Consider the following 20,113-nt stretch of genomic DNA (forward strand, 5'->3'; position numbering starts at 1 on the left):
CTGGCTTCCCCTGGGAAGTGGCATCGTGAGGGGCGCGGTCTAACGTCTGAGATCGAAAGTCTCACGGCGGACACGATGGAGCGCGCGATCTGCGCACTGCCGGAAGAGTGGGCGCCTTACCGCCTTCTGGCTGCTACCAAGTTGAAACAGGGCAAGCACTACGTCGACGCTATTGAGGTCACTAAGACTGGCCTGCTGGATGAGAGAAGAACTAAAGATGGCCAGTGGGACTACTTTCTATGGAGTCCGTCGCTTACGCCAGGACTGATCGAGCCATTGGAGTCGGAATACATTGATCCGCGGGCTACGGACGTGCTGTCACAACGAGAAGGTCTATCGATCACTCCTTCGTACTCCGAAAGGCCCGGGAATAGAGATCATCTATCAAGATGTGGCAGGACCGGAGCTCCGACGAGGGCTCCTTGCCTGCGAGGCTGAATCGACCGCGGGGTGGGCGGCAATGGTTCTCCCGATGAGTTACGAAGTCTTCTACTTTACATAATGTAGATTATCGGCGTTACGCTGATGGGCTGGAAGGGGCTGCCTGGGCGCAGGGTTGCTGCTGCTTCAGGAGCCGTCGGTTTCGTCAGTTCAAGCGTGTGCCGCTGGCACACATGTGTCGCGTGGAGGCAGCCGGGGCGACGGCGACGGCATCCGGTCTGAACCTGAGTCAGAATGCGCCACGGAAATCGGATCTGGGTGGCTTTGGGGTGCGCTGGCTACAAATGGCACAATTCTCGAAGTTGCCGGCCAGATGTTAGCTAAACCGTGGCAGTTCATGCGGCATGGAGCTTTGGGCGGGATTCGGGGCGAGTATTGCGGCGCGGGTAGCCACCGTCAGAATTCAGCCGTGCTGCACTCGAAGATTCCTCCGGAGCCTGCGGCCTTGTCCGGATCGGCCTTCCTGGGCGTTTAGCCGCCGGTTTGACCCGGGGCCGCGGCATGCCCACGCGGGCCGGTCAAGCTGCCGACAACCAGTAGAGCCCGGCCTGGTGCGACCACTCCCCTGCGCATTTTTTCGAAAATTCAAAATCAATATAGCAAATTAATATTGCTTGTCAATGAGTACGACATACCGAATTTGACCCCATAAAAAGGCCCAATGCTGCGGGCTTCCCATAAATCATGCTAAATACCAACCGGGAAACCTGCATTAGTCCCCCGCTCATTTGTTGACTCGGGCAGTCCTTGGATTCAAGGACCGACGTAGGCCGCCAGATGCTCCCCGGTCAGCGTGGACTTAGCAGCAACCAGCTCGGCGGGCGTGCCCTCAAAGACGATCCGGCCGCCGTCGTGCCCTGCGCCGGGGCCCAGGTCGATGATCCAGTCGGCGTGCGCCATGACCGCCTGGTGGTGCTCGATAACAATCACCGACTTGCCTGAATCGACCAGCCGGTCCAGCAGTCCGAGCAGGTTCCGGACGTCGGCCAGGTGCAGGCCCGTGGTCGGTTCGTCGAGGACGTAGACGTCCCCCTTCTCCGCCATCTGGGTGGCCAGTTTGAGCCGCTGCCGCTCGCCGCCGGAGAGCGTGGTGAGCGGCTGGCCCAGGCTGAGGTAGCCGAGGCCAACGTCCACGAGCCGGTCGAGGATTTTGTGCGCGGCCGGCGTGCGGGCCTCCCCGTCGCCGAAGAACAGCTCGGCCTCGGTCATCGACATCGCCAGGACCTCGGCGATGTTGCGGCCGGCCAGCTTGTATTCCAGCACTGACGCCAGAAACCTCCGTCCCTCGCAGTCCTCGCAGGTTGACTCGACCGTGGCCATCACGCCGAGCTCGGTGAAGATGACACCGGCGCCGTTGCAGGTGGGACAGGCGCCCTCGGAGTTGGAGCTGAACAGCGCCGGTTTGACGCCGTTGGCCTTCGCAAACGCCTTCCGGATCGGCTCAAGCAGGCCCGTGTACGTCGCCGGGTTGCTGCGCCGTGAACCCTTGATGGCGCCCTGGTCGATCAGCACCACGCCGTCCCGGCCGGCCACCGAACCCTGGACCAGCGAACTCTTGCCGGACCCGGCGACGCCGGTGAGCACACACAGCACCCCGAGCGGGATATCGACGTCGACGTCCCGGAGGTTGTTTGTCGACGCGCCGCGCACTTCAAGCGAGCCCGACGGCGTACGCGCCGTTTCCTTGACTGCCGCCCGGTCGTCGAGGTGGTGGCCGGTGATGGTGTCACTGCCCCGCAGGCCCTCCACGCTTCCCTCGAAGCAGACACTGCCGCCCCCGGTGCCCGCGCCGGGGCCAAGGTCAACAACGTGGTCAGCGATCGCGATGGTCTCGGGTTTGTGCTCGACGACGAGCACGGTATTGCCCTTATCCCGGAGCTGCAGCAGCAGCTGGTTCATCCGCTCGATGTCATGCGGGTGCAGGCCGATCGTCGGCTCGTCGAAGACGTAGGTGATGTCGGTCAGGGACGACCCGAGATGCCGGATCATCTTGGTCCGCTGCGCCTCTCCCCCGGACAGCGTCCCCGCCGGCCGGTCCAGCGAAAGGTAGCCCAGCCCGATGTCCGCAAACGAATCGAGCAGGTGCCGCAGGCCTTTCAGGAGCGGCTCGACCGAAGGCTCGTCGAGCTCACGGACCCACAGGGCCAGGTCACTGATTTGCATCCCGCACAGTTCGGCGATGTTCTTCCCCCGGATCTTCGAGGACCGCGCCTCCTTGCTGAGCCGGGTGCCGTTGCACTCGGGGCAGGCCTGGAAGGTAATGGCCCGGTCGACGAAGGCCCGGATGTGCGGCTGCATCGCCTCGACATCCTTGGAAAGCATCGATTTCTGGATCTTCGGGACCAGGCCCTCGTAGGTGAGGTTGATGCCCTCGACCTTGATCTTCGTCGGCTCCTTGTAGAGCAGGTCGTTCATTTCCTTTTTGGTGTACTTCGCGATCGGCTTGTCCATATCGAAGCCGGCGCCGCTGAAGATGCGGCCGTACCAGCCGTCCATGCTGTATCCCGGGACCGTCAGGGCACCCTCGGCGAGGGACTTGCTGTCGTCATAAAGCGCCGTCAGGTCAAAGTCGGAGACCGAGCCCATCCCCTCGCACCGGGGGCACATGCCGCCCAGGTACACCGCGCCTTGCACCACACTCTTCTCCACCCGTCCGCCGGCCTTCTCCGTGCTCATCACCCCGCTGGCCTTCCGGGTCGGGACGTTGAAGGAGAAGGCCGTGGGCGGTCCCACGTGCGGCGCCCCGAGCCGGCTGAAGAGAATGCGGAGCATGGCGTTGGCGTCGGTGGCGGTGCCAACGGTGGACCGCGGGTTTGCGCCCATCCGTTCCTGGTCCACGATGATCGCCGTCGTCAGCCCCTCCAGGAAGTCGACATCGGGCCGCGCCAGGTTGGGCATAAAGCCCTGCACGAAGGCGCTGTAGGTCTCGTTGATCATCCGCTGCGACTCCGCAGCGATCGTGGCGAAGACCAGCGAACTCTTCCCCGAGCCGGAGACGCCGGTGAACACCGTCAACCTGCGCTTCGGGATTTCAACGCTGATGTCCTTGAGGTTGTTCTCCCGCGCGCCCTGCACGCGGATCAGGTCGTGGGTGTCGGCAACGTGCGGCGAAGCGTGCTGGGTGTCCGTCTGCGTCCCGGTGGCTGCGCTCATGGTGTCTCCCTCTGCTCGGCGGGGCCGCCCCGGCGGTGTCCGACGGCGTCGCCTGGCCCGATGGGACCAGCTTAGAACAGTCGGTGGTCTTATCCTTCGCCGGGCCGCCCGGCAGGCGGACCGGCGTCGACACTCCATTGTCATATCCGCGGGCCTCACTGAGAATGAACCATGACGGTCTACCTGAGGTCCCTGGAAACTGCTGTCCCGCCCACCGTGTTAATCCAATCCGAAGCCCGCGATGTGTTCGCCGCGCAGCCGGGACTCAGCCGCCTCGGCTCCCGGCTCGTGAGCACCTGCTTTGACTCCGCCGCCATCGACACCCGCTACACGGCTCTGGCCGAGCTGACCACACGCAGCCGGGCGGAGAACCCGCAGTTCTTCGACCCAGCCACCGGCCTGCTGCTCAGCCCCAGCACCAAGGTCAGGAACGACATCTTCGCCACCGAGGCCACCAAGCTGTTCATCGAGGCGGCCGAAAAGGCGGTGTCCGCCGCGCCCGGCGTCGACCGCAGTGACATCACGCATCTCGTCACGGTCTCCTGCACCGGCTTCTTCAACCCTGGTCCCGACTACAAGATTGTCCGCGCGCTCGGGCTGAATCCCGCGGTCCAGCGCTACCATCTCGGTTTTATGGGCTGCTACGCCGCGTTCCCGGCGCTGCGGGCCGCTAAATCGTTTTGCGACGCGGACCCGGAAGCCGTGGTGCTGGTGGTCTGCGCAGAACTCTGCTCCCTGCACGTCCGGACCTCCAACGACCCGGACACCATCATGGGATCGGCATTATTCGCCGACGGCGCGGCGGCCGCCGTCATCAGCGCCCGCGACATCCCTGACCAGCCCGCGCTGCTCACCCTGGATAGTTTTGAAACGGTCCTGACTCCGGTGGGTGAGGAAGCCATGGCCTGGAACATCGGCGACGAGGGCTTCGAGATGGTCCTGGGCAGCTACGTCCCACACATCATCGACGACCACATCATCGGCGCGCTCGAGCCTCTCCTGTCCGGGGACGGGTCGCTCCTGGGCCGCCCGTACCGGGACATCAGGCACTGGGCCATCCACCCCGGCGGCCGCAGCATCCTGGACAAGGTGCAGTCCAGGCTCGAGCTCAGCGACGAGCAACTGCTTCCGGCCCGGGAAACCCTGCGCAATTACGGCAACATGAGCAGCGCCACGGTGTTGTTCGTGATCCGGCACATCCTCGACCTCCCCGCAGACGGGGACGACCCGGGTACCGCGGCGCCCGGGGACGGCGAACGCATCTGCTCGATGGCGTTCGGCCCTGGCCTGACAGTCGAAACCGCGCTCTTCACGAAAATCACCGCGCCAAAGGCCGCCGGGACCGCCGATGCCAACCCGGGACAGCGCGGTGCACCCCGGCCGGCAGCCGCGCTGGCCTGAGCGCCGGCACCATGGCACCGCTGCGCACCCGCGCCCTGGACGCCGTCGAGGAGATGGACCGGCCTGATTGCGACCCGACCCGCCTGGACCGGACCTACGCCCAGTTCGCCCTCGTCAACCGTGCCGTGTCCGGCTGGAGGGGGATTTACCGGCAGCAGCTGCGGCCGCTGCTCTCCGCGGCGTCCACCACCACGTTGCTGGACATCGGCTGCGGCGGCGGCGACGTACCGGTACTGCTGTCCCGCTGGGCGGCGCGCGACGGGCTGCGCTTGGAGATCACCGCAATCGACCCTGACCGGCGGGCGGCCGCGTTCGCCGCCCGCCACCGGACCCGCGCCGGCGTCACGTTCCGGCGGCAGGCCGCCGCGGAGCTGCTCGACGCAGGTGCGCGCTTCGACGTCGTGGTGTCCAACCACGTGCTGCACCACCTGGACGCCGGCGAGCTCGCCGGGTTCCTTGCGGAATCGGCCGCGCTGAGCACCGGCCTGGTCATCCACAACGATCTCCGGCGCAGCCCGGCTGCGTACGCGCTGTTCTCCGCCGGGGCCCTGGTCTTCCCGGGCTCCTACATCCGGCAGGACGGGCTGACCTCGATCCGGCGCAGCTATACCGCGGCGGAGCTGCGCGGCGCCGCTCCCCCGGGCTGGACCGTGCTGCCCCGCTCCCCCTTCCGCAACCTGCTGATCCTGGATCAGGCACCAGCCCTCAGCGCCGGCGGCGGCCCGTGACCGACGTCGTCATCGCCGGCGGCGGGCCGGTGGGGCTGTTCATGGCCACCCTGCTGCTGCAGCAGGGGCTCGAGGTTACGGTCCTCGAACAACGGACGGCGCCGGAACCGCACTCGCGGGCCATCGGCATCCATCCGCCGGCGCTCGACGCGCTCGGGCAGATCGGGGTGGACCATGAACTCGTCCGCCGCGGCGTCCCGATCCGGCGCGGCCTGGCCCTCAACGGGGGCAGGACGCTGGCCGAAATGTCCTTCGCCCGGGTGTCCGCACGGTTCCCGTTCGTGCTGTCCCTGCCGCAGGGTTGCACCGAAGCCGTGCTGGAGCAGCGGCTGCGGGAACTCGACCCGGCGGCACTGCACCGCGGCGTGCGGGTCACCGGGCTGCGGGACGACGGCCGGCAGGTCGAGGTCCAGGCGTGCGACGGCGGGCGTCCGGCCAGCTTCGCGGCGCCCCTCCTGATCGCCGCGGACGGGGTCCGGTCTGCCGCCCGGGCCGCCCTCGGCGTGCCGGTGCGGCACCGGGACTACCCCGACCGCTACCTGATGGGTGACTTTGCCGACGGCACCGGCTTCGGCGCGGATGCGGCCCTGTTCCTTGCCGGCGACGGCATCGTCGAATCGTTCCCGCTGCCGGGGAAACTGCGCCGCTGGGTGGTCCGCCTGGGCCCGGACGGGGCCGCTGCCGGGACGCCGGACACCAGCCCGGCCAACGGCCCCGACGCCGGATGGCTGGCCCGGGAGGTCCGGCGGCGGACCGGCATCGACGTCGACGCCGGCAGCAACAGTATGCTCAGCGGCTTCGGCGTGCGCTCCCGCCTGGCCCACCGGATGGCCGCGGGCCGGGGCATCCTGATCGGCGACGCCGCCCACGAGATCAGCCCGATCGGCGGCCAGGGCATGAGCCTGGGCTGGCTCGACGCACTGGCGCTGGCGCCGCTGGTGCCGGCGCTCCTGACCGGCCGCCGCACCGGGCTGGCGGAATTCGAACAGAACCGGATGCGCGAGGCGGTGCGCGCGGCTCGGCAGTCCGAGATCAACATGGCGCTGGGCCGGCCCCTGCGCAGAGGGCTGCTGTCCGCCCGCAACGGGGCCATTGCCGCCGCGGCCGCGGTTCCCGCCGTCAATCGGCGTGTCGCCCGGCGCTTCACCATGCAGTAGCCGGGGACGCCGCGCTATGCCTGGCGCGGCGGGTAGTAGCAGTCGTAGCTGTGCTGGCGCACGATCCGGCCCTCCAGCACCTCAAACACCGATGCGGTCCGGGCCCGGATCGTTTCGCCCTTGTCCCAGTACGGCAGATCCATCTGCGCGGTCGCAGACCATTCGGCCTCCACGACCACCCGGCCGCCCTCGCTGGTGGTGCGCTGGACCTCGAAGCGCTGGCCGGAAACGACCTCGCCGCTATGCTCTGCGCCGGCCAGGACCTGGTCCCGGGTGCGGGTGGATCCCTCCGGTCCGAGCAGGTGGGGCGCCTCGGTCAGGACGTAGTCCTCGGCCAGGAACGGAGAGAGCGCCACGGCGCCGCCGCCGGCTTCGATGGTCCGGAGCAGGCCCAGCACGCAGTCAAGGGGCGTCGCAGGAGTCATGGACCTCAGGCTAGCTGATGGGTCCGGCGGCCCTCCCCTGCCCCGCCGTGAGGTTACGCCCGCCTCATGCCGCCCCCGCTGTGATGTCCGGCGCCGCCTGCTGACCGTCGCCGGCCGGCGGCCTAAACTGACCGCATGGGCAGCCCCTCCCTGATGATCCGCCGCTCCGCCGCGGCCCTGGTCTTGCTCGCGGCCGTCTCCTGCAGCCCGGACACAGGCCCAGCCGTGTCCCTCAGCGGCCCGTCGCTGGAGTCCGCCGTGACCGGGCCGCTGACTGCGGAGCTTAGCCAGTTTCGCGACAACTACAGCAGGCAGATCATCGAAATCCAGCTGACCAACACCACCGGCGCCGCTGTCACGGTGCTCGCGGCCAGGCTGCAGAGCCCGCTCTTTGCCTCCGGACTCGGCTGGACGCCCGCCGGGGCGGGAACCGAGCTGCCGCCGGGCCAGACGAAGAGCCTGCCGGCCCGGCTGCCGGCAGCTTCCTGTCCCGGCCCGGCAGAGCCCTCCAGCCCATCCCCGGAGCCGTCCGCCGTCGTCGAGGTCCGGCTTGAGGAGGCAGCCGGGGCTCCGGCCAAAGAGTTCACGCTGCCGGCAAACGATCCCTTCGGCGTCCTGGTCCGGAACAACGCCGAGATGTGCGTGGCGCAGGCCGCCGACGCGGTTGCCGGCTTCCGGTTCAGTCCCGACCTTTGGTTGTCCGCCGACGCCCGGTCCGCGGTGGTGCGCCTGGTCATCACCCCGCGAAAAGCGACCGACGCTATTGGTGGCGGCGGGACGCTGACCATCAACAGCATCGGCGGGACCACCTTGCTGGACGAGGACCCGAGTGCTCCGTGGCCGCGCGGGCTCCGGGTGGACGCGGCCGGGCCGGTGCGCGAACTGTCGCTGGGTATCCGGCCGGCGCGGTGCGATCCGCACGCCGTGGCGGAGGACAAGGTGGGCACGCTGATCCCGCTCCGGGTCACGGTCGCCGGTCGGGAAGGCGTGCTCAAGATCGACGCCGGCGCACTGCTGCGCGGACGCATCTACGATTTCGTCACCGCAACGTGCGGACGCCAGTAGTCTGTTGCCATGTCTTCAGACGCGAGGAACGACGCAAACATCGACGCCCCCCACTCGCACGCCAGCGACGAGAGCATCCGGGAAGCCGTGGACGAGGTCCTGAACGCCGGGGTGCTGCCGCCCATCGTCCAGGTGGGCCACCCGGTCCTCCGGCAGCAGGCCGTGCCCTTCACCGGCCAGCTCGACGAAGCGGAGCTGGGCCGGCTGATCGACCTGATGCGTCGGGTCATGCACAAAGCCCCGGGAGTGGGCCTTGCCGCGCCGCAGCTGGGGATCCCCCTGCAGCTTGCCGTCTTGGAGGACCGGTTCGACGTCGACCCGGACGTCGCCGCGGCCCGGGGCCGGGAGCCGCTGCCGTTCTTCGCCATGCTGAACCCCCGCTACGAGCCGATCGGCACAGCCGGGAAGGCCTTCTACGAGGGCTGCCTGTCGTTGAACGGGCTGCAGGCCGCCGTGCTGCGGCCGGAATCGGTGCGGCTGGAGTTCACGGCGCCGGACGGCACGCCGCAGCAGCGCGACTTCACCGGCTGGCAGGCCCGCATCGTCCAGCACGAGACCGACCATCTGCACGGAATCCTCTACCTGGACCGGGCCGAGCTGCGCTCGCTCAGCAGCAACGCCGAATACTCCGCCCGCTGGGCCCAGCCGGACATCGACCACGCCCGGCAGGAACTGGGGTTCCTGCCGGGCGGGGCCGCCGCTCAGCCGGGAGTTTAGCCCGGCGTTTTAGCCTGCCAGTTGCGCCGCTGCCGGGCCGTCCGGGGCGGGGTTGGCCGCCGTCGGAAGGTGCCGTGACCACCACTGCAGGATCTGGTCGAAGCGCTGCCGGCGGTGGTGCGGGGTTCCGGACCGCGACAGTTCGTGGTTCTCGCCCGGGAAGACCAGGAAGGCAGCCTCGACGCCCAGTTGCTTGAGGGCGGTGAAGTAGCGCTGGCCCTGCTCCACGGGGCAGCGCAGGTCCTCCTCGCTGTGGATGACCAGGGTGGGCGTCCGTACCTGTTCCGCCCGCGCCATCGGGCTCTGCGCTGCCATTTGCTCCGGGGTGCGGCCGGTGTATTCGCCGCCGAAGAACCAGCCGATGTCCGAGGAGCCGGTGAAGCTCACCGGATCCAGGAAGCCGCGCTCCACGATCGAGGCCTTGAAGCGGTGGTCGTGGCTGATGGTCCAGGCCGTGAGATAGCCGCCGTAGGATCCGCCCATGATGCCCAGGGCGTCCGCATCGAGCTCTTCAAACTTCGCCAGCGCCCCGTCCAGGAAGGCCAGGACGTCCTGCATGTCCACCGTTCCCATGCGTTCCTTGATGGAGCGGCCGTGGGCCTGGCCGTAACCGGCAGAGCCGCGCGGGTTGCACATAAGCACCGCGTAGCCGGCCGCCGCGTACACCTGGGCCTCGTCGAACAGCGCGCCGGTGAACTGGGCGAAGGGGCCGCCGTGGATGTTCAGCAGCACCGGGTGCGGACCGTCGCCCGCGGGCCTGACCAGCCAGCCGTGCACCGGATAACCGTCCCCGGACGCGAAGGTGAGTTCCTGCGGGGTGATGATGATCCCCGCTTCGGCCCGCAGCGGGGCCGAGAAGTCACTGAGGACCCGGAGCCGGCCGCCCTCGAGGACCGCGACATCCCCGGCGGTCTCCGCATCGCTGAAGCTCAGCAGCAACGCGCCCCCGGCCTCGGCGGCGCCGGTGACCACGTGCCCGCCGTCGAGCAGCACGCTGCGTTGGCCGTCGGGGCCGAATTCCAGCAGCTCGACGGTGCCACGGGAGTTGTTCAGCACCAGGACGCCGTCCGTACCGCGCAGCTCCAGGGCGCCGCCAAGGTCCATGGTCTCCGCGTCGCTCAGCGCGACGGCGTCCCCGCCGCCCGCAGGCATAACGTACAGCGCCGTGTTGCGGGCCACGAAGTCCTTACCCTCGGTGCCCAGGTCCTGAGCCGCGAAGTAGAGCCATCGGCCGTCCCGGCTCTGCCGGACGGCCGCGACGGACAGCCCGCCGGTGTTGCCGGTGTTGGCGGGGACCACGGCCTCGGGGCCGTCGCCGGCCGCCCCGGCAGCAACCGGAACCCGGTAGATCCCGCTGACCAGGTCGTTGTCGCTGTCCTCGTGCAGGGCGGCGGTGAAGTACACGGCGCTGCCGTCGGCGCTGTAGCTGGCACCGTTGTGGTCGGTCGCGGCCGTGGTCAGCTGGCGCGCCTCCGGCAGGCTCCGGTCGCCCTTGCCGCCGTCGGCTGCGTCGGCGGCCGTGGCGGCCTTGGCCGCCTTGAGCGCCCGGCCGGCGGGAGGTACCGGTGGTTCCTCGTCCAGGTCGGGGACCGCGACGACGAAGAGCTGCAGCGGTTTGTCCGCGGTGTAGCCGACGCCGTTCATCCGGTATTGATAATCAGTAATCAGGCGGGCATCCTCGGCTCCGGCGGAGACACCGTCAACCGTGCCGTAGCGGCCTTCCTCGGGAGTCCTGGCGCTGAAGACGATGCTGCGCGAATCCGGGGACCAGGCAAAGGCACTGACACCCAGCGGCGCATCCGTCAGCGGCACCGGTTCCCCGCCGGAGGCCTCGACCACATGCAGCTGCGGTTTGCCGCCGGCGGCGGCGCGGAGGAATCCGAGCACCTGGCCGTCCGGGGAAAACCCCGGTGCGGTGTCGCGGAAGCCGCGGGTCAGCCGGCGCGGCCGCAGTGCCGGGTCCACCGGCACGCTCCACAACTGGCCCACATAGGCGTCGGCGTCGAAATCGGGGCGGACCACGGACACGACGGCCCGGGAGCCGTCCGGGTGCACGGCGGGCACGGAAACGGACTTGAGCAGGGGCAAATGTTCGGATTTCACGATTGCGAGCCTAGCCCTTGCCGCCACCGAGGTGAAATACCTCACACCGGCACGGCGCGGCCCGCGGATCACGGTGCCCGGGAAAACGTCCCGGCCCTACGATGGACTCTATGCCCGCTGCTCCGCTCGCCGCCCTCGTGTGCCCCGTCTGCCGGAGCCCCTTCGGGGCAGGCAGCGGCGGCCGCTCGCTGGTATGCCCCGCCGGGCACAGCTTCGACGCCGCCAGGCAGGGGTACTTCAACTTCCTGACCGGCAAAGGAACCGTCTTCGAAGCGGATACCGCGGACATGGTCGCGGCCCGCTTCGACTTCCTGTCCGCCGGGCACTACCGCGAACTGGCCGAGGCTGTCGCCGAGCTTGCCGCGCCGCTCCTCACCTTCGACGACGCCGCAGTCCTGGATGCCGGCACCGGCACCGGGCACTACCTGCGCGCCGTGCTGGACCGCGTCCCGGCCGCGGCCGTCGGCGTGGACATCTCCAAGTTCGCGTTGCGCCGGGCGGCCCGGCTGAACCCGGAGGCGGTTAACCTCGTCGCCGATGTGTGGCAACCGCTTCCGCTGGCGGACGGGTCCGTCGACGTCGTCACCGTGGTCTTCGCGCCGCGCAATGCCGCCGAGTTCGCCCGTGTAATCCGTCCGGGCGGGCGGCTGATCGTGGTCACGCCCAGGCCCGGGCACCTGGCCGAAATTGCCGGGCAGACCGGAATGCTGGGCATCGAACCGGCCAAGGAGGAACGCCTCGCCGCGTCGCTGGCCGGGCATTTCGTGGCCTGCGAGGTCCGGGAACTGGACCTGATGCTGGCCCTGGCGCCAGCCGACGTCGCGAGCCTCGCCCTGATGGGGCCGGCCGGGCACCACCTGGACCGCGAAGCCCTCGCGGCCAGGGTGACCGGCCTGCCGTCCCGCTCCGCCGTGTCCGCCAGGTTCCGGATCAGCGTCTTCGAACCGCGTCCCGTGGGGGCCGGATCCGCATAACGAGTTGGCCACGTTAGGCCGCCGATGCCGGCAGCCTGTCCCCCTCCCGGCCGTCCGGCTTAGGATGGAACCAGCTTACGGAGGGTCTGCGCTCGCGGCTCCCGGGCGGAGCTAAGGGGGAACGATGTTCGAATGGCTGGCTGAAAACTGGTGGGCACTGTGGCTCACAGTCTTCCTGGTGTTTGCCGTGGTGGAAATGCTCACCCTCGACCTCTTCTTCATCATGCTCGGCGGCGGTGCCCTGGCCGGGTTGGTCGCCGCCTTCGCCGGCGCCGACTTCTGGCTGCAGATTGTCGTCTTCAGCGTCGTCTCCCTGCTGATGATCGGTTTTGTGCGGCCCGTGGCCCTCAAGCACCTGCGCAGCAGCCCGGCAGACCAGCGCAGCAACGTCGAACGCCTGATCGGTGAATCCGCCCTCGTTGTTGAGTCCGTCAGCGCCAACGGGGGCCTGGTCAAGATCGGCGGCGATGTCTGGAGCGCCCGTTACGAATCCGGCGTCATCGCCCCCGGGCAGCACGCCGTCGTCCGTGCCATCGACGGCGCCACCGCCGTCGTCATCCCGCAGCCGGACCGGGCCGGGAAGTAACAACCCGGCCCCTTGGAGAACCTGCCCGTCCGGGACACGATCTTCCTGCAGCCGCCACCGGCCGCAGGACCAGCGGCAGCCAGGCTGCCGCCCAACAAAGCAGAACCACATAACTGGGGAAAAGGTGATGTATGGATATCGCAGTCGCAATAGTGCTGCTGGTACTCGTTGCGTTCGTAATAATCGTGCTGGTGCGCTCGGTGCGGATCGTGCCGCAGGCGCGTGCCGGCGTCGTGGAGCGCCTGGGCAAGTACCAGCGGACGCTGAACCCGGGCCTGACCATCCTGATTCCCTTCGTTGACCGGCTGTTGCCCCTGCTCGACCTGCGCGAACAGGTGGTTTCCTTCCCGCCGCAGCCGGTGATCACCGAGGACAACCTTGTGGTGTCCATCGACACGGTCGTTTACTTCCAGGTTACCGATGCGCGGGCAGCCACCTACGAGATCGCCAACTACATCCAGGCCGTCGAACAGCTCACCACCACCACGCTGCGCAACGTGGTGGGCGGGCTGAACCTCGAGGAGGCGCTGACCTCCCGCGACCAGATCAACGGACAGCTGCGCGGCGTGCTGGACGAGGCGACCGGCCGCTGGGGCATCCGTGTCTCCCGGGTGGAGCTCAAGGCCATTGATCCGCCCCACTCCATCCAGGACTCGATGGAGAAGCAGATGCGCGCCGAGCGGGACCGCCGCGCCGCGATCCTGACCGCCGAGGGCACCAAGCAGTCCGCGATCCTGACTGCCGAAGGCCAGCGGCAGTCCTCCATCCTGAAAGCCGAAGGTGACGCCCAGGCGGCAATCCTGCGGGCCGACGGCGAGGCCCAGGCCATCCAGAAGGTCTTCGACGCCATCCACAAGGGCAACCCGGACCAGAAGCTCCTGGCCTACCAGTACCTGCAGACACTGCCGAAGCTGGCCGAAGGCACCTCCAACAAGCTGTGGATCATTCCCAGCGAGGTCGGCGAGGCGCTCAAGGGCATCGGCAGCGTCCTGGGCGGTACCAACCCGGACCCGCGTGCGGAGGCTCCCGCCGGAATGTCCGGCACGCCGTCGCCGGCAGCTTCGACCGGCTCGACGCCGGAGCCCTGAGCCGGGCGGGCAGCGGCACCAAAGCTGCGGATGACCAGGGAGGCACCCGCCGGGCGGGTGCCTCCCTGCGCGGTCCGGCTTTACCCGTAGCGGCTCTCCCGCGTATAGTGGGTTATTTGTCCGGACGGTTCAGCCTGCCGGAACAATTACGCTTCGCGGCGCGTTATATCTACTGAAGATTTCGGCAGTGGTGAACGCCACGCAAAACGCATGCAAAAGTAGTCCGGCGTGGTCCTGGTGGCCCCCGGCTAGCGCAGGGCTTGGCCCTGCGAACCGATCATAAGGGAGAAAAGATGAGCGATCGCAGCCTGCGGGGTATGCGCCTTGGCGCACAGAGCATGGAGACCGAATCCGGTGTAGAGCCGGCTCCGCGCCAGCGCGTTGAGTACCGCTGCGAGGACGGCGAGCAGGTGTTCGTGACCTTCTCCTCCGAAGCGGAGATTCCCCCGGTCTGGGTCTCGAAGACCGGCAAGGAAGCCCTGCTGGTCGACGGCGAACGTCCCGTCAACAGCAACGAGAAGGCCGTGCGCACGCACTGGGACATGCTGCTGGAACGGCGCTCCCTGCCGGAGCTTGAGCAGATCCTGGAAGACCGGCTCACCATCCTGCGTGAACGCCGCGGCGAACGGCGTTCTGCCTAGACAGCCGTCCCCGCGTCAAAAGGCCGGGCCGACACCTCAACGAGGTGCCGGCCCGGCCTTTTTGGTGTCGGCTGGTCCTACTTGCGGCCGAGCTTGCGGCTGAGCGTGTTCCAGCGGGCGGTGAGGCCCCATTTGGTGACGTTGATCATGGCCTCGACCACGATGTTGCCGCTCATCTTCGAGGCGCCCAGCTCGCGCTCCACAAACGTAATGGGCCGTTCGACGATATTCAGGCCCAGCTTGGCCACCCGCCAGGCCAGATCCACCTGGAAGCCGTAGCCAACCGAGTCCACTGAATCCAGGTTGAGCTTTTCCAGGGTGGTCCGGCGGAACGCGCGGAAACCGCCCGTGACGTCCTTGATTTTCACGCCCAGCATGATCCGCGCGTAGGTGCTGCCGACCCGGGAGATGGCCTGCCGGTACAGCGGCCAGTTAACGACGCTGCCGCCCGGGACCCAGCGCGAACCCATGGCGAGGTCCGCGCCCTGCTCCACGGCCTCGATCAGCTGGGGCAGCTGCTCGGGCTTGTGCGATCCGTCGGCATCCATCTCCACGAGGATGTCGTAGCCGGCGTCCAAGCCCCATTTAAAGCCGGCGATGTACGCCGCCCCGAGGCCGGCCTTGCCTTCACGGTGCAGGACGTGGACCTGGCTGTCCTCGGCCGCGATGCTGTCCGCCAGCTGGCCCGTGCCGTCGGGGCTGTTGTCGTCAACGACCAGGACGTCGGAGGCCGGCACGGCAGTGCGGAGACGCCCAAGGGTCTTGGGCAACGATTCCAGCTCGTTGTAGGTCGGGATGATCGTGAGGACGCGCACAGCGGGGCCTTTCCTTGAAGGGAGCGGTCGGTAGGCCGGAACGGCCGGTTATTAGCCGACGACGGGCACAGCTTCCCATTATAGACAGCCGCCGGGCGGCTGCCCGTGTTCGGCCCGGGTGGCGCGGAGCACACCCGGCGGGCGGCTTAGCGCCCGAGCGAGCCGTTGTTGAAGAGCTCGACGCCGTCCCGCACGGTCTGCAGGCAGACCGGGTCGTTGCCGGTGTCCAGGGCGGGCAGCAGCGGTGTCCGGGCGCGCGGGTCCGTGCTCCAGGACTGGACCCGGCCGTCGGCCACCTGGACCATCAGCTCTTCGACTTCCCAGACCGCGAAGCTGGCCGGGGCGCCGGGGACGAGTTGGCCGGCCATCGGGTTCCGGTAGCGGGCTGCCCGCCAGCCGGCCCGGGTGTGGCCCAGGAAGGCGGCGCGGGCCGAGATCCGCTCGTCGGCGTTGTGGTGTTCCAGGCAGGCGCGCACGCTGGACCAGGGCCGCAGCGCGGTGACGGGACTGTCACTGCCGAAGCAAACCGGAACCCCGGCGGAGTAGAAGGAGCCGAACGGGTTCATGGCCGTGTGGCGGGAGCCGAGCCGCTGGGCGTAGAGGCTCTCCTCCCCGCCCCAGAGGGCGTCGAAGCCGGGCTGCGCGCTCACCGTGACCGAATACCTGGCCAGCCTCGCGACGGCGGCCGGGTCGGCGATTTCGACGTGCTCGAGACGGTGGCCGGCGGCGCGGACGCGCTGTTCCCCAACTTCGGCGGCCGCCTGGTCCAGAGCATCGAGCGCGGCGTCGAGCCCGGCGTCGCCGATCACGTGGAAGCCCGCCTGGATCCCCAGTACCGAGCACGCGGCAAGATGCGCCGCCGCTTCGTCAACGGACAGGTAACGGGTGCCCCGCTCCCCCGGCGCGTCGCTGTAGTCGCTGCGCAGCGCGGCGGTGCGGGAACCGATCGAGCCGTCCATGTTCAAGTCTCCGGCCAGGCCCAGGACCGGCACGCCCAGGCCGTCCAGGATGGACCGGGCCTGTTCCACCGAGCCGGCCAGTTGGCCCCAGTAGGGCAGGACTTCGGGAACAGCGCCGCCGGTCCGGTCCACGTCATTCCAGCTGGCGGCGAGCTGCAGGTCCTCGACGCTGCCGATGTGCGGGGCGGCCATCTCCGCCAGGGCCACGTAGCCGTTGGCGGCCGCCTCGGCCAGGGCGGCCTGTTGGTAGCCGCGCAAGGCGCCGGCCGGGAGTTGCCGGGCGGCCAGCCGCGCGGCGGTGTGGGCGGCGCGCTTGACCTGCCCGTCGGCGGCATAGCCGTCAAGGGACTCCAGGCCGGAGGCGGTCGCCAGGGAGGCGGAGACCAGGGCCGAGTGCACATCCACCCGTGAGAGGTACACCTGCCGGCCGCCGGCGGCGCGCTCGAGTTCTTCGCGGCTGGGCAGGGTGGGATCGTCCCAGAGCGTCTCGTCCCAGCCATGCCCCAGCACCGTGCCGCCGGCACTGGACGCGGAGACGCAGAAGCCGGCGACGGCGTCGAGCAGCTGGGCCGCGGAGCGGACGCCGCCCAGCTGCAGCGAGTCCAGCGCGATCCCGGTCTCGGTCAGATGCACGTGCGAGTCCACAAAGCCCGGGGCCAAGAGGGCGCCCTGCAGGTCGATGACCTCCATCGAGGCGTCGGCGATGGACGTGGCAGCTTGTTCCGAACCGACCCAGGCGACGGTGTCCCCGTCAACCAGCATGGCCGTGGCGAAGGGATCCGCGGCGGTGTAGACGGAGCCGTTGCGGTACAGCGTCACCTTGCGCGGTGCCTGGGTAGCCTCGGACGGTGAAGCGGTCATGGTGTGGAACTCCTTGTAGCTGGGGGCCGGGCCGGTGGGATCGGGCAGGGTGAAGGGAAGGCTGCGTCGGCCGTCAGGGGGCGGTCACGCGACGGCCGAGTAGGCGACGACGCCGCGTTTGACCAGGGTGATCGCATCAGCGCAGAGCCGCGCCACGCGCGGTTCCAGGCCGGGGATCTTGGCCAGCTGGTCCAGCAGGTCGATGACCTGTTTGACCCAGCGGACGAAGTCGCCCGCGGCCAGGTCCGTGCCGCTAAGCACCTCCTGGAGGTGCCGGCCCTTGGCCCACTTGAAGATCGGCCAGACGAGGCCGAGTTCCGGCTCGCCGGTCAGCGGCAGCTTGCTGGCTTCCTCGACGTCCTCCAGCGCCGACCATTCGCGGACCACGATGTCGACGGCGGACTCCAACGAGACGCTCGGCATTTTGGGCCGGAGGCCCCGGTCCTCGCGTTTGGCCTGGTACACCAGGACGCTGGCGAGGGCCGCTATTTCGGCGGCGTCGAGGTCGCTGAAGGCACCCAGCCGGAGGGCCTGCGAAATCAGCAGGTCTTTCTCCCCGTAGATCCGGCGCAGCCGCTGGCCGTCCGGGCTGATCGAGAGCACCCCGGCGTCCGAGGTTTCCAGGTAGCCATAGCTGGAGAGGACCCCGCAGACCCGGTCGAAGGTTTTGGCGATGGTGTTGGTGCGGCCCTGGATCTGCCGGATCAGGCCGTCGGTTTCCTGGCGAAGCTTCCACCAGCGCTCGGACCAGCGGGCGTGGTCCTCGCGTTCGCTGCAGCCGTGGCAGGGGTGGGCTCTCAGCTCGCGGCGCAGTTCCGCGATCTTCTTCTCCATGTTCGGCAGGGCGGCGGCGCGGCCGAAGTCCTCATTCCGGTTCGGCGGTGCCGGCGGGCGGCTCTCCCGGATGGCGTTGCGGACCGAGGAGGCCAGATCGCGCCGGGACTTCGGCACCTTGGCGTTGAACGACTTGGGGATCCTGACCCGGGTGATCGGGGCCAGCGGGCCCTCGACATCGTGCAGGCCGATCCGGCGAAGCTGGTTGTCCAGTGTCATCACCGCCGGCCGCGGCTCGCGGGAGTGGTGGTCCGAGCTGAGCACGACGGCGAGGCCTGGCGCCCGGCCGGACGGCACGTCAACGACGTCGCCGGGCAGCAGTCGGCTCAGGGAGTCCTCGGTGAGCGACTTCCGGGCCCGCGAGGTGCCCTTCGACGCGGTGTTCTCCGCGTCGGAGAGTGCCCGGCGCAGCCGGGAATATTCGGTGAAATCGCCCAGGTGGCAGGTCATCGCCTTGCTGAACCCGGCGAGGGATTCCTCCCGGCTGCGGACCTGCTTTGCGAGCCCCACGACGGAACGGTCCGCCTGGAACTGGGCGAAGGAGGACTCGAGGATTTCCCGGGCGCGGGGGCGGCCAAACTGGGCCACAAGGTTGATGGACATGTTGTAGGTGGGCCGGAAGCTGGAGTTCAGCGGGTAGGTCCGGCGCGAGGCGAGGCCGGCGACCGCTGCCGGGTCGGTGCCCGGCTGCCACAGCACGACGGCGTGGCCCTCGACGTCGATCCCGCGGCGGCCCGCCCGCCCGGTCAGCTGGGTGTACTCCCCCGCAGTGATGTTGACGTGCGCCTCGCCGTTGAACTTGTCGAGCTTCTCCAGCACAACGCAGCGCGCGGGCATGTTGACGCCCAGCGCGAGGGTCTCGGTGGCGAACACGGCTTTGACCAGCCCGTCCACGAACAGTTTCTCCACGACTTCCTTGAACGTGGGCAGCATGCCGGCGTGGTGTGCGGCGAGGCCGCGGAGCAGCCCGTCGCGCCAGCTCCAGAAGCCCAGGACGTCCAGGTCGTCGGCGGGGATGTCCTGGGCCGCCTCGTCAACCCGCCGGGCAATGATGAGCTGTTCCTGCTCCGTGGTCAGCCAGAGCCCGGCGGAGACGCACTGCGCCACGGCGGCGTCGCAGCCGGCGCGCGAAAAGATGAAGGTGATGGCCGGCAGCAGGTCCATCCGGTCCAGGCTGGCGATGACCTGCGGGCGGCTGGCTTTCCGGACGGGGCTGCGCGGGCCGCCCTGCGGAGCCTCCTCCCGCTGGCCGCGCCGGTTGCGCTGGTTCCGCCCGCCGTGGCCGAAGCGGCCGCGGAAGTTCATCTGGCTCTCGGCTCGCGCCATCGAAAGGAGTTCCGGGTTGACCTCGTAGCCGGCGCGCTCGGTAATGGCCGTGCCCCCGCCTGCACTTGCGGGTTCCGCGGTGGCGGCGACGTTGTCCTCGCCCGCGGGCGCGATCTCATCGAAGCTGGTGTCGCCGGCAAACAAGTCAACGATCTTGCGCCCCACCATGACGTGCTGCCACAGCGGGACGGGGCGGTGTTCGGAGACGATCACGTCGGTCTGGCCGCGGACGGTGTCCAGCCAGGCGCCGAATTCCTCGGCATTGGAGACCGTGGCGCTGAGCGAGGCGACCTGGACCTCGCTGGGCAGGTGGATAATGACTTCCTCCCACACGGCGCCGCGGAACCGGTCGGCGAGGTAATGCACTTCATCCATCACCACGTAGCCGAGGTCGTCCAGGGTGTCCGAGTCGGCGTAGAGCATGTTGCGGAGCACTTCGGTGGTCATGACCACCACCGGAGCTTCGCCGTTGATGCTGGTGTCACCGGTCAGCAGGCCCACCTGCGCCGCGCCGTACTTCTCCGCCAGCTCGGTGTACTTCTGGTTGCTCAGTGCCTTGATCGGCGTTGTATAAAACGCCTTCAGGCCCCGCTGGAGTGCCAGGTAGATCGCGAACTCGCCCACGATCGTTTTTCCGGCGCCGGTCGGTGCCGCCACCAGTACCCCGCGGCCCGCCTGCAGGGACAGGCACGCCTCACGCTGGAAGGGATCAAGATCGAACGCGAGCGAACGGGTGAATCCGCCCAGGTAGGTTTTGGCTTCTGCGGCCCGCTCGGCGCTGGCACGGTAGCGCTCGGACGGGGACTCCGGCCCGGGTAGTGAGGACATGCATCCAGCCT

15 protein-coding genes are annotated in these 20,113 nt (G+C 68.8%); 9 read left to right on the plus strand and 6 right to left on the minus strand.

Annotated features, from left to right (window positions below; all coding sequences use genetic code 11):
* Window positions 1–1,194: 1,194 nt before the first annotated feature.
* A complete protein-coding gene (locus ABIN76_RS02035; protein ID WP_346958059.1) occupies window positions 1,195–3,594 on the minus strand; it encodes an excinuclease ABC subunit UvrA in 2,400 nt (799 codons plus the stop codon).
* 171 nt (window positions 3,595–3,765) lie between these two features.
* On the opposite strand from ABIN76_RS02035, the gene ABIN76_RS02040 reads away from it, so the two are divergent.
* The 3 genes from ABIN76_RS02040 to ABIN76_RS02050 are packed head-to-tail and all read left to right on the plus strand — an operon-like array spanning window position 3,766 to window position 6,880.
* Window positions 3,766–4,995, plus strand: a complete 1,230-nt coding sequence (locus ABIN76_RS02040) for a type III polyketide synthase (protein ID WP_346958060.1) — start codon at window positions 3,766–3,768, stop codon at window positions 4,993–4,995.
* Window positions 4,996–5,006: 11 nt separating this feature from the next.
* Window positions 5,007–5,723, plus strand: a complete 717-nt coding sequence (locus tag ABIN76_RS02045; protein ID WP_346958061.1) for a class I SAM-dependent methyltransferase — start codon at window positions 5,007–5,009, stop codon at window positions 5,721–5,723.
* Window positions 5,720–6,880: an NAD(P)/FAD-dependent oxidoreductase gene (locus ABIN76_RS02050; protein WP_346958062.1), complete on the plus strand. Its 1,161-nt coding sequence runs from the start codon at window positions 5,720–5,722 to the stop codon at window positions 6,878–6,880. The genes ABIN76_RS02045 and ABIN76_RS02050 overlap by 4 nt, the downstream gene beginning before the upstream one ends.
* Before the next feature lie 14 nt (window positions 6,881–6,894).
* Here the strand turns inward: ABIN76_RS02050 and ABIN76_RS02055 are convergent, their stop codons facing one another.
* Window positions 6,895–7,305 carry a nuclear transport factor 2 family protein gene (locus ABIN76_RS02055; protein WP_346958063.1) on the minus strand — a complete coding sequence of 137 codons (411 nt, stop codon included), beginning with the start codon at window positions 7,303–7,305 and terminating at the stop codon, window positions 6,895–6,897.
* A gap of 135 nt (window positions 7,306–7,440) precedes the next feature.
* Between ABIN76_RS02055 and ABIN76_RS02060 the strand changes: the two genes are divergently transcribed.
* Together ABIN76_RS02060 and ABIN76_RS02065 are read left to right on the plus strand one after the other, a co-directional pair.
* Window positions 7,441–8,370 carry a hypothetical protein gene (locus tag ABIN76_RS02060; RefSeq protein WP_346958064.1) on the plus strand — a complete coding sequence of 310 codons (930 nt, stop codon included), beginning with the start codon at window positions 7,441–7,443 and terminating at the stop codon, window positions 8,368–8,370.
* A 9-nt stretch (window positions 8,371–8,379) separates the two neighbouring features.
* A complete protein-coding gene (locus ABIN76_RS02065; RefSeq protein ID WP_346958065.1) occupies window positions 8,380–9,087 on the plus strand; it encodes a peptide deformylase in 708 nt (235 codons plus the stop codon).
* A gap of 9 nt (window positions 9,088–9,096) precedes the next feature.
* On the opposite strand, the gene ABIN76_RS02070 is transcribed toward ABIN76_RS02065, so the two are convergent.
* Window positions 9,097–11,190 (minus strand): S9 family peptidase, encoded by a 2,094-nt coding sequence (locus tag ABIN76_RS02070; protein WP_346958066.1) that lies wholly within the window; start codon window positions 11,188–11,190, stop codon window positions 9,097–9,099.
* A gap of 110 nt (window positions 11,191–11,300) precedes the next feature.
* Between ABIN76_RS02070 and ABIN76_RS02075 the strand changes: the two genes are divergently transcribed.
* The 4 genes from ABIN76_RS02075 (at window position 11,301) to ABIN76_RS02090 (ending at window position 14,479) form a co-directional block, all read left to right on the plus strand.
* Window positions 11,301–12,164: a methyltransferase domain-containing protein gene (locus ABIN76_RS02075; RefSeq protein ID WP_346958067.1), complete on the plus strand. Its 864-nt coding sequence runs from the start codon at window positions 11,301–11,303 to the stop codon at window positions 12,162–12,164.
* A 124-nt stretch (window positions 12,165–12,288) separates the two neighbouring features.
* Window positions 12,289–12,750, plus strand: a complete 462-nt coding sequence (locus ABIN76_RS02080) for an NfeD family protein (RefSeq protein ID WP_346958068.1) — start codon at window positions 12,289–12,291, stop codon at window positions 12,748–12,750.
* Between the two features lie 131 nt (window positions 12,751–12,881).
* A complete protein-coding gene (locus ABIN76_RS02085) occupies window positions 12,882–13,838 on the plus strand; it encodes an SPFH domain-containing protein (RefSeq protein WP_346958069.1) in 957 nt (318 codons plus the stop codon).
* A gap of 293 nt (window positions 13,839–14,131) precedes the next feature.
* Complete coding sequence (locus ABIN76_RS02090; RefSeq protein WP_026266329.1) at window positions 14,132–14,479, plus strand: RNA polymerase-binding protein RbpA; 348 nt, start codon at window positions 14,132–14,134, stop codon at window positions 14,477–14,479.
* Window positions 14,480–14,556: 77 nt separating this feature from the next.
* Here ABIN76_RS02090 and ABIN76_RS02095 read toward each other — a convergent pair whose 3' ends face one another.
* The 3 genes from ABIN76_RS02095 to ABIN76_RS02105 form a co-directional block, all read right to left on the minus strand.
* Window positions 14,557–15,294 carry a polyprenol monophosphomannose synthase gene (locus ABIN76_RS02095; protein WP_346958070.1) on the minus strand — a complete coding sequence of 246 codons (738 nt, stop codon included), beginning with the start codon at window positions 15,292–15,294 and terminating at the stop codon, window positions 14,557–14,559.
* Window positions 15,295–15,440: 146 nt separating this feature from the next.
* A complete protein-coding gene (locus ABIN76_RS02100; protein ID WP_346958071.1) occupies window positions 15,441–17,114 on the minus strand; it encodes an amidohydrolase family protein in 1,674 nt (557 codons plus the stop codon).
* 84 nt (window positions 17,115–17,198) lie between these two features.
* Window positions 17,199–20,102 (minus strand): DEAD/DEAH box helicase, encoded by a 2,904-nt coding sequence (locus ABIN76_RS02105; protein WP_346958072.1) that lies wholly within the window; start codon window positions 20,100–20,102, stop codon window positions 17,199–17,201.
* Window positions 20,103–20,113: the final 11 nt, after the last annotated feature.

This window comes from uncultured Arthrobacter sp. (assembly GCF_964021775.1).
GTDB lineage: Bacteria > Actinomycetota > Actinomycetes > Actinomycetales > Micrococcaceae > Arthrobacter.

Coding starts and splice junctions, on each gene's coding strand:
- ABIN76_RS02060 (WP_346958064.1), top strand. CDS start 7,441: ATGGGCAGCCCCTCCCTGATGATCCGCCGCTCCGCCGCGGCCCTGGTC.
- ABIN76_RS02035 (WP_346958059.1), bottom strand. CDS start 3,594: ATGAGCGCAGCCACCGGGACGCAGACGGACACCCAGCACGCTTCGCCG.
- ABIN76_RS02055 (WP_346958063.1), bottom strand. CDS start 7,305: ATGACTCCTGCGACGCCCCTTGACTGCGTGCTGGGCCTGCTCCGGACC.
- ABIN76_RS02105 (WP_346958072.1), bottom strand. CDS start 20,102: ATGTCCTCACTACCCGGGCCGGAGTCCCCGTCCGAGCGCTACCGTGCC.
- ABIN76_RS02065 (WP_346958065.1), top strand. CDS start 8,380: ATGTCTTCAGACGCGAGGAACGACGCAAACATCGACGCCCCCCACTCG.
- ABIN76_RS02040 (WP_346958060.1), top strand. CDS start 3,766: ATGACGGTCTACCTGAGGTCCCTGGAAACTGCTGTCCCGCCCACCGTG.
- ABIN76_RS02090 (WP_026266329.1), top strand. CDS start 14,132: ATGAGCGATCGCAGCCTGCGGGGTATGCGCCTTGGCGCACAGAGCATG.
- ABIN76_RS02075 (WP_346958067.1), top strand. CDS start 11,301: ATGCCCGCTGCTCCGCTCGCCGCCCTCGTGTGCCCCGTCTGCCGGAGC.
- ABIN76_RS02045 (WP_346958061.1), top strand. CDS start 5,007: ATGGCACCGCTGCGCACCCGCGCCCTGGACGCCGTCGAGGAGATGGAC.
- ABIN76_RS02080 (WP_346958068.1), top strand. CDS start 12,289: ATGTTCGAATGGCTGGCTGAAAACTGGTGGGCACTGTGGCTCACAGTC.
- ABIN76_RS02100 (WP_346958071.1), bottom strand. CDS start 17,114: ATGACCGCTTCACCGTCCGAGGCTACCCAGGCACCGCGCAAGGTGACG.
- ABIN76_RS02085 (WP_346958069.1), top strand. CDS start 12,882: ATGGATATCGCAGTCGCAATAGTGCTGCTGGTACTCGTTGCGTTCGTA.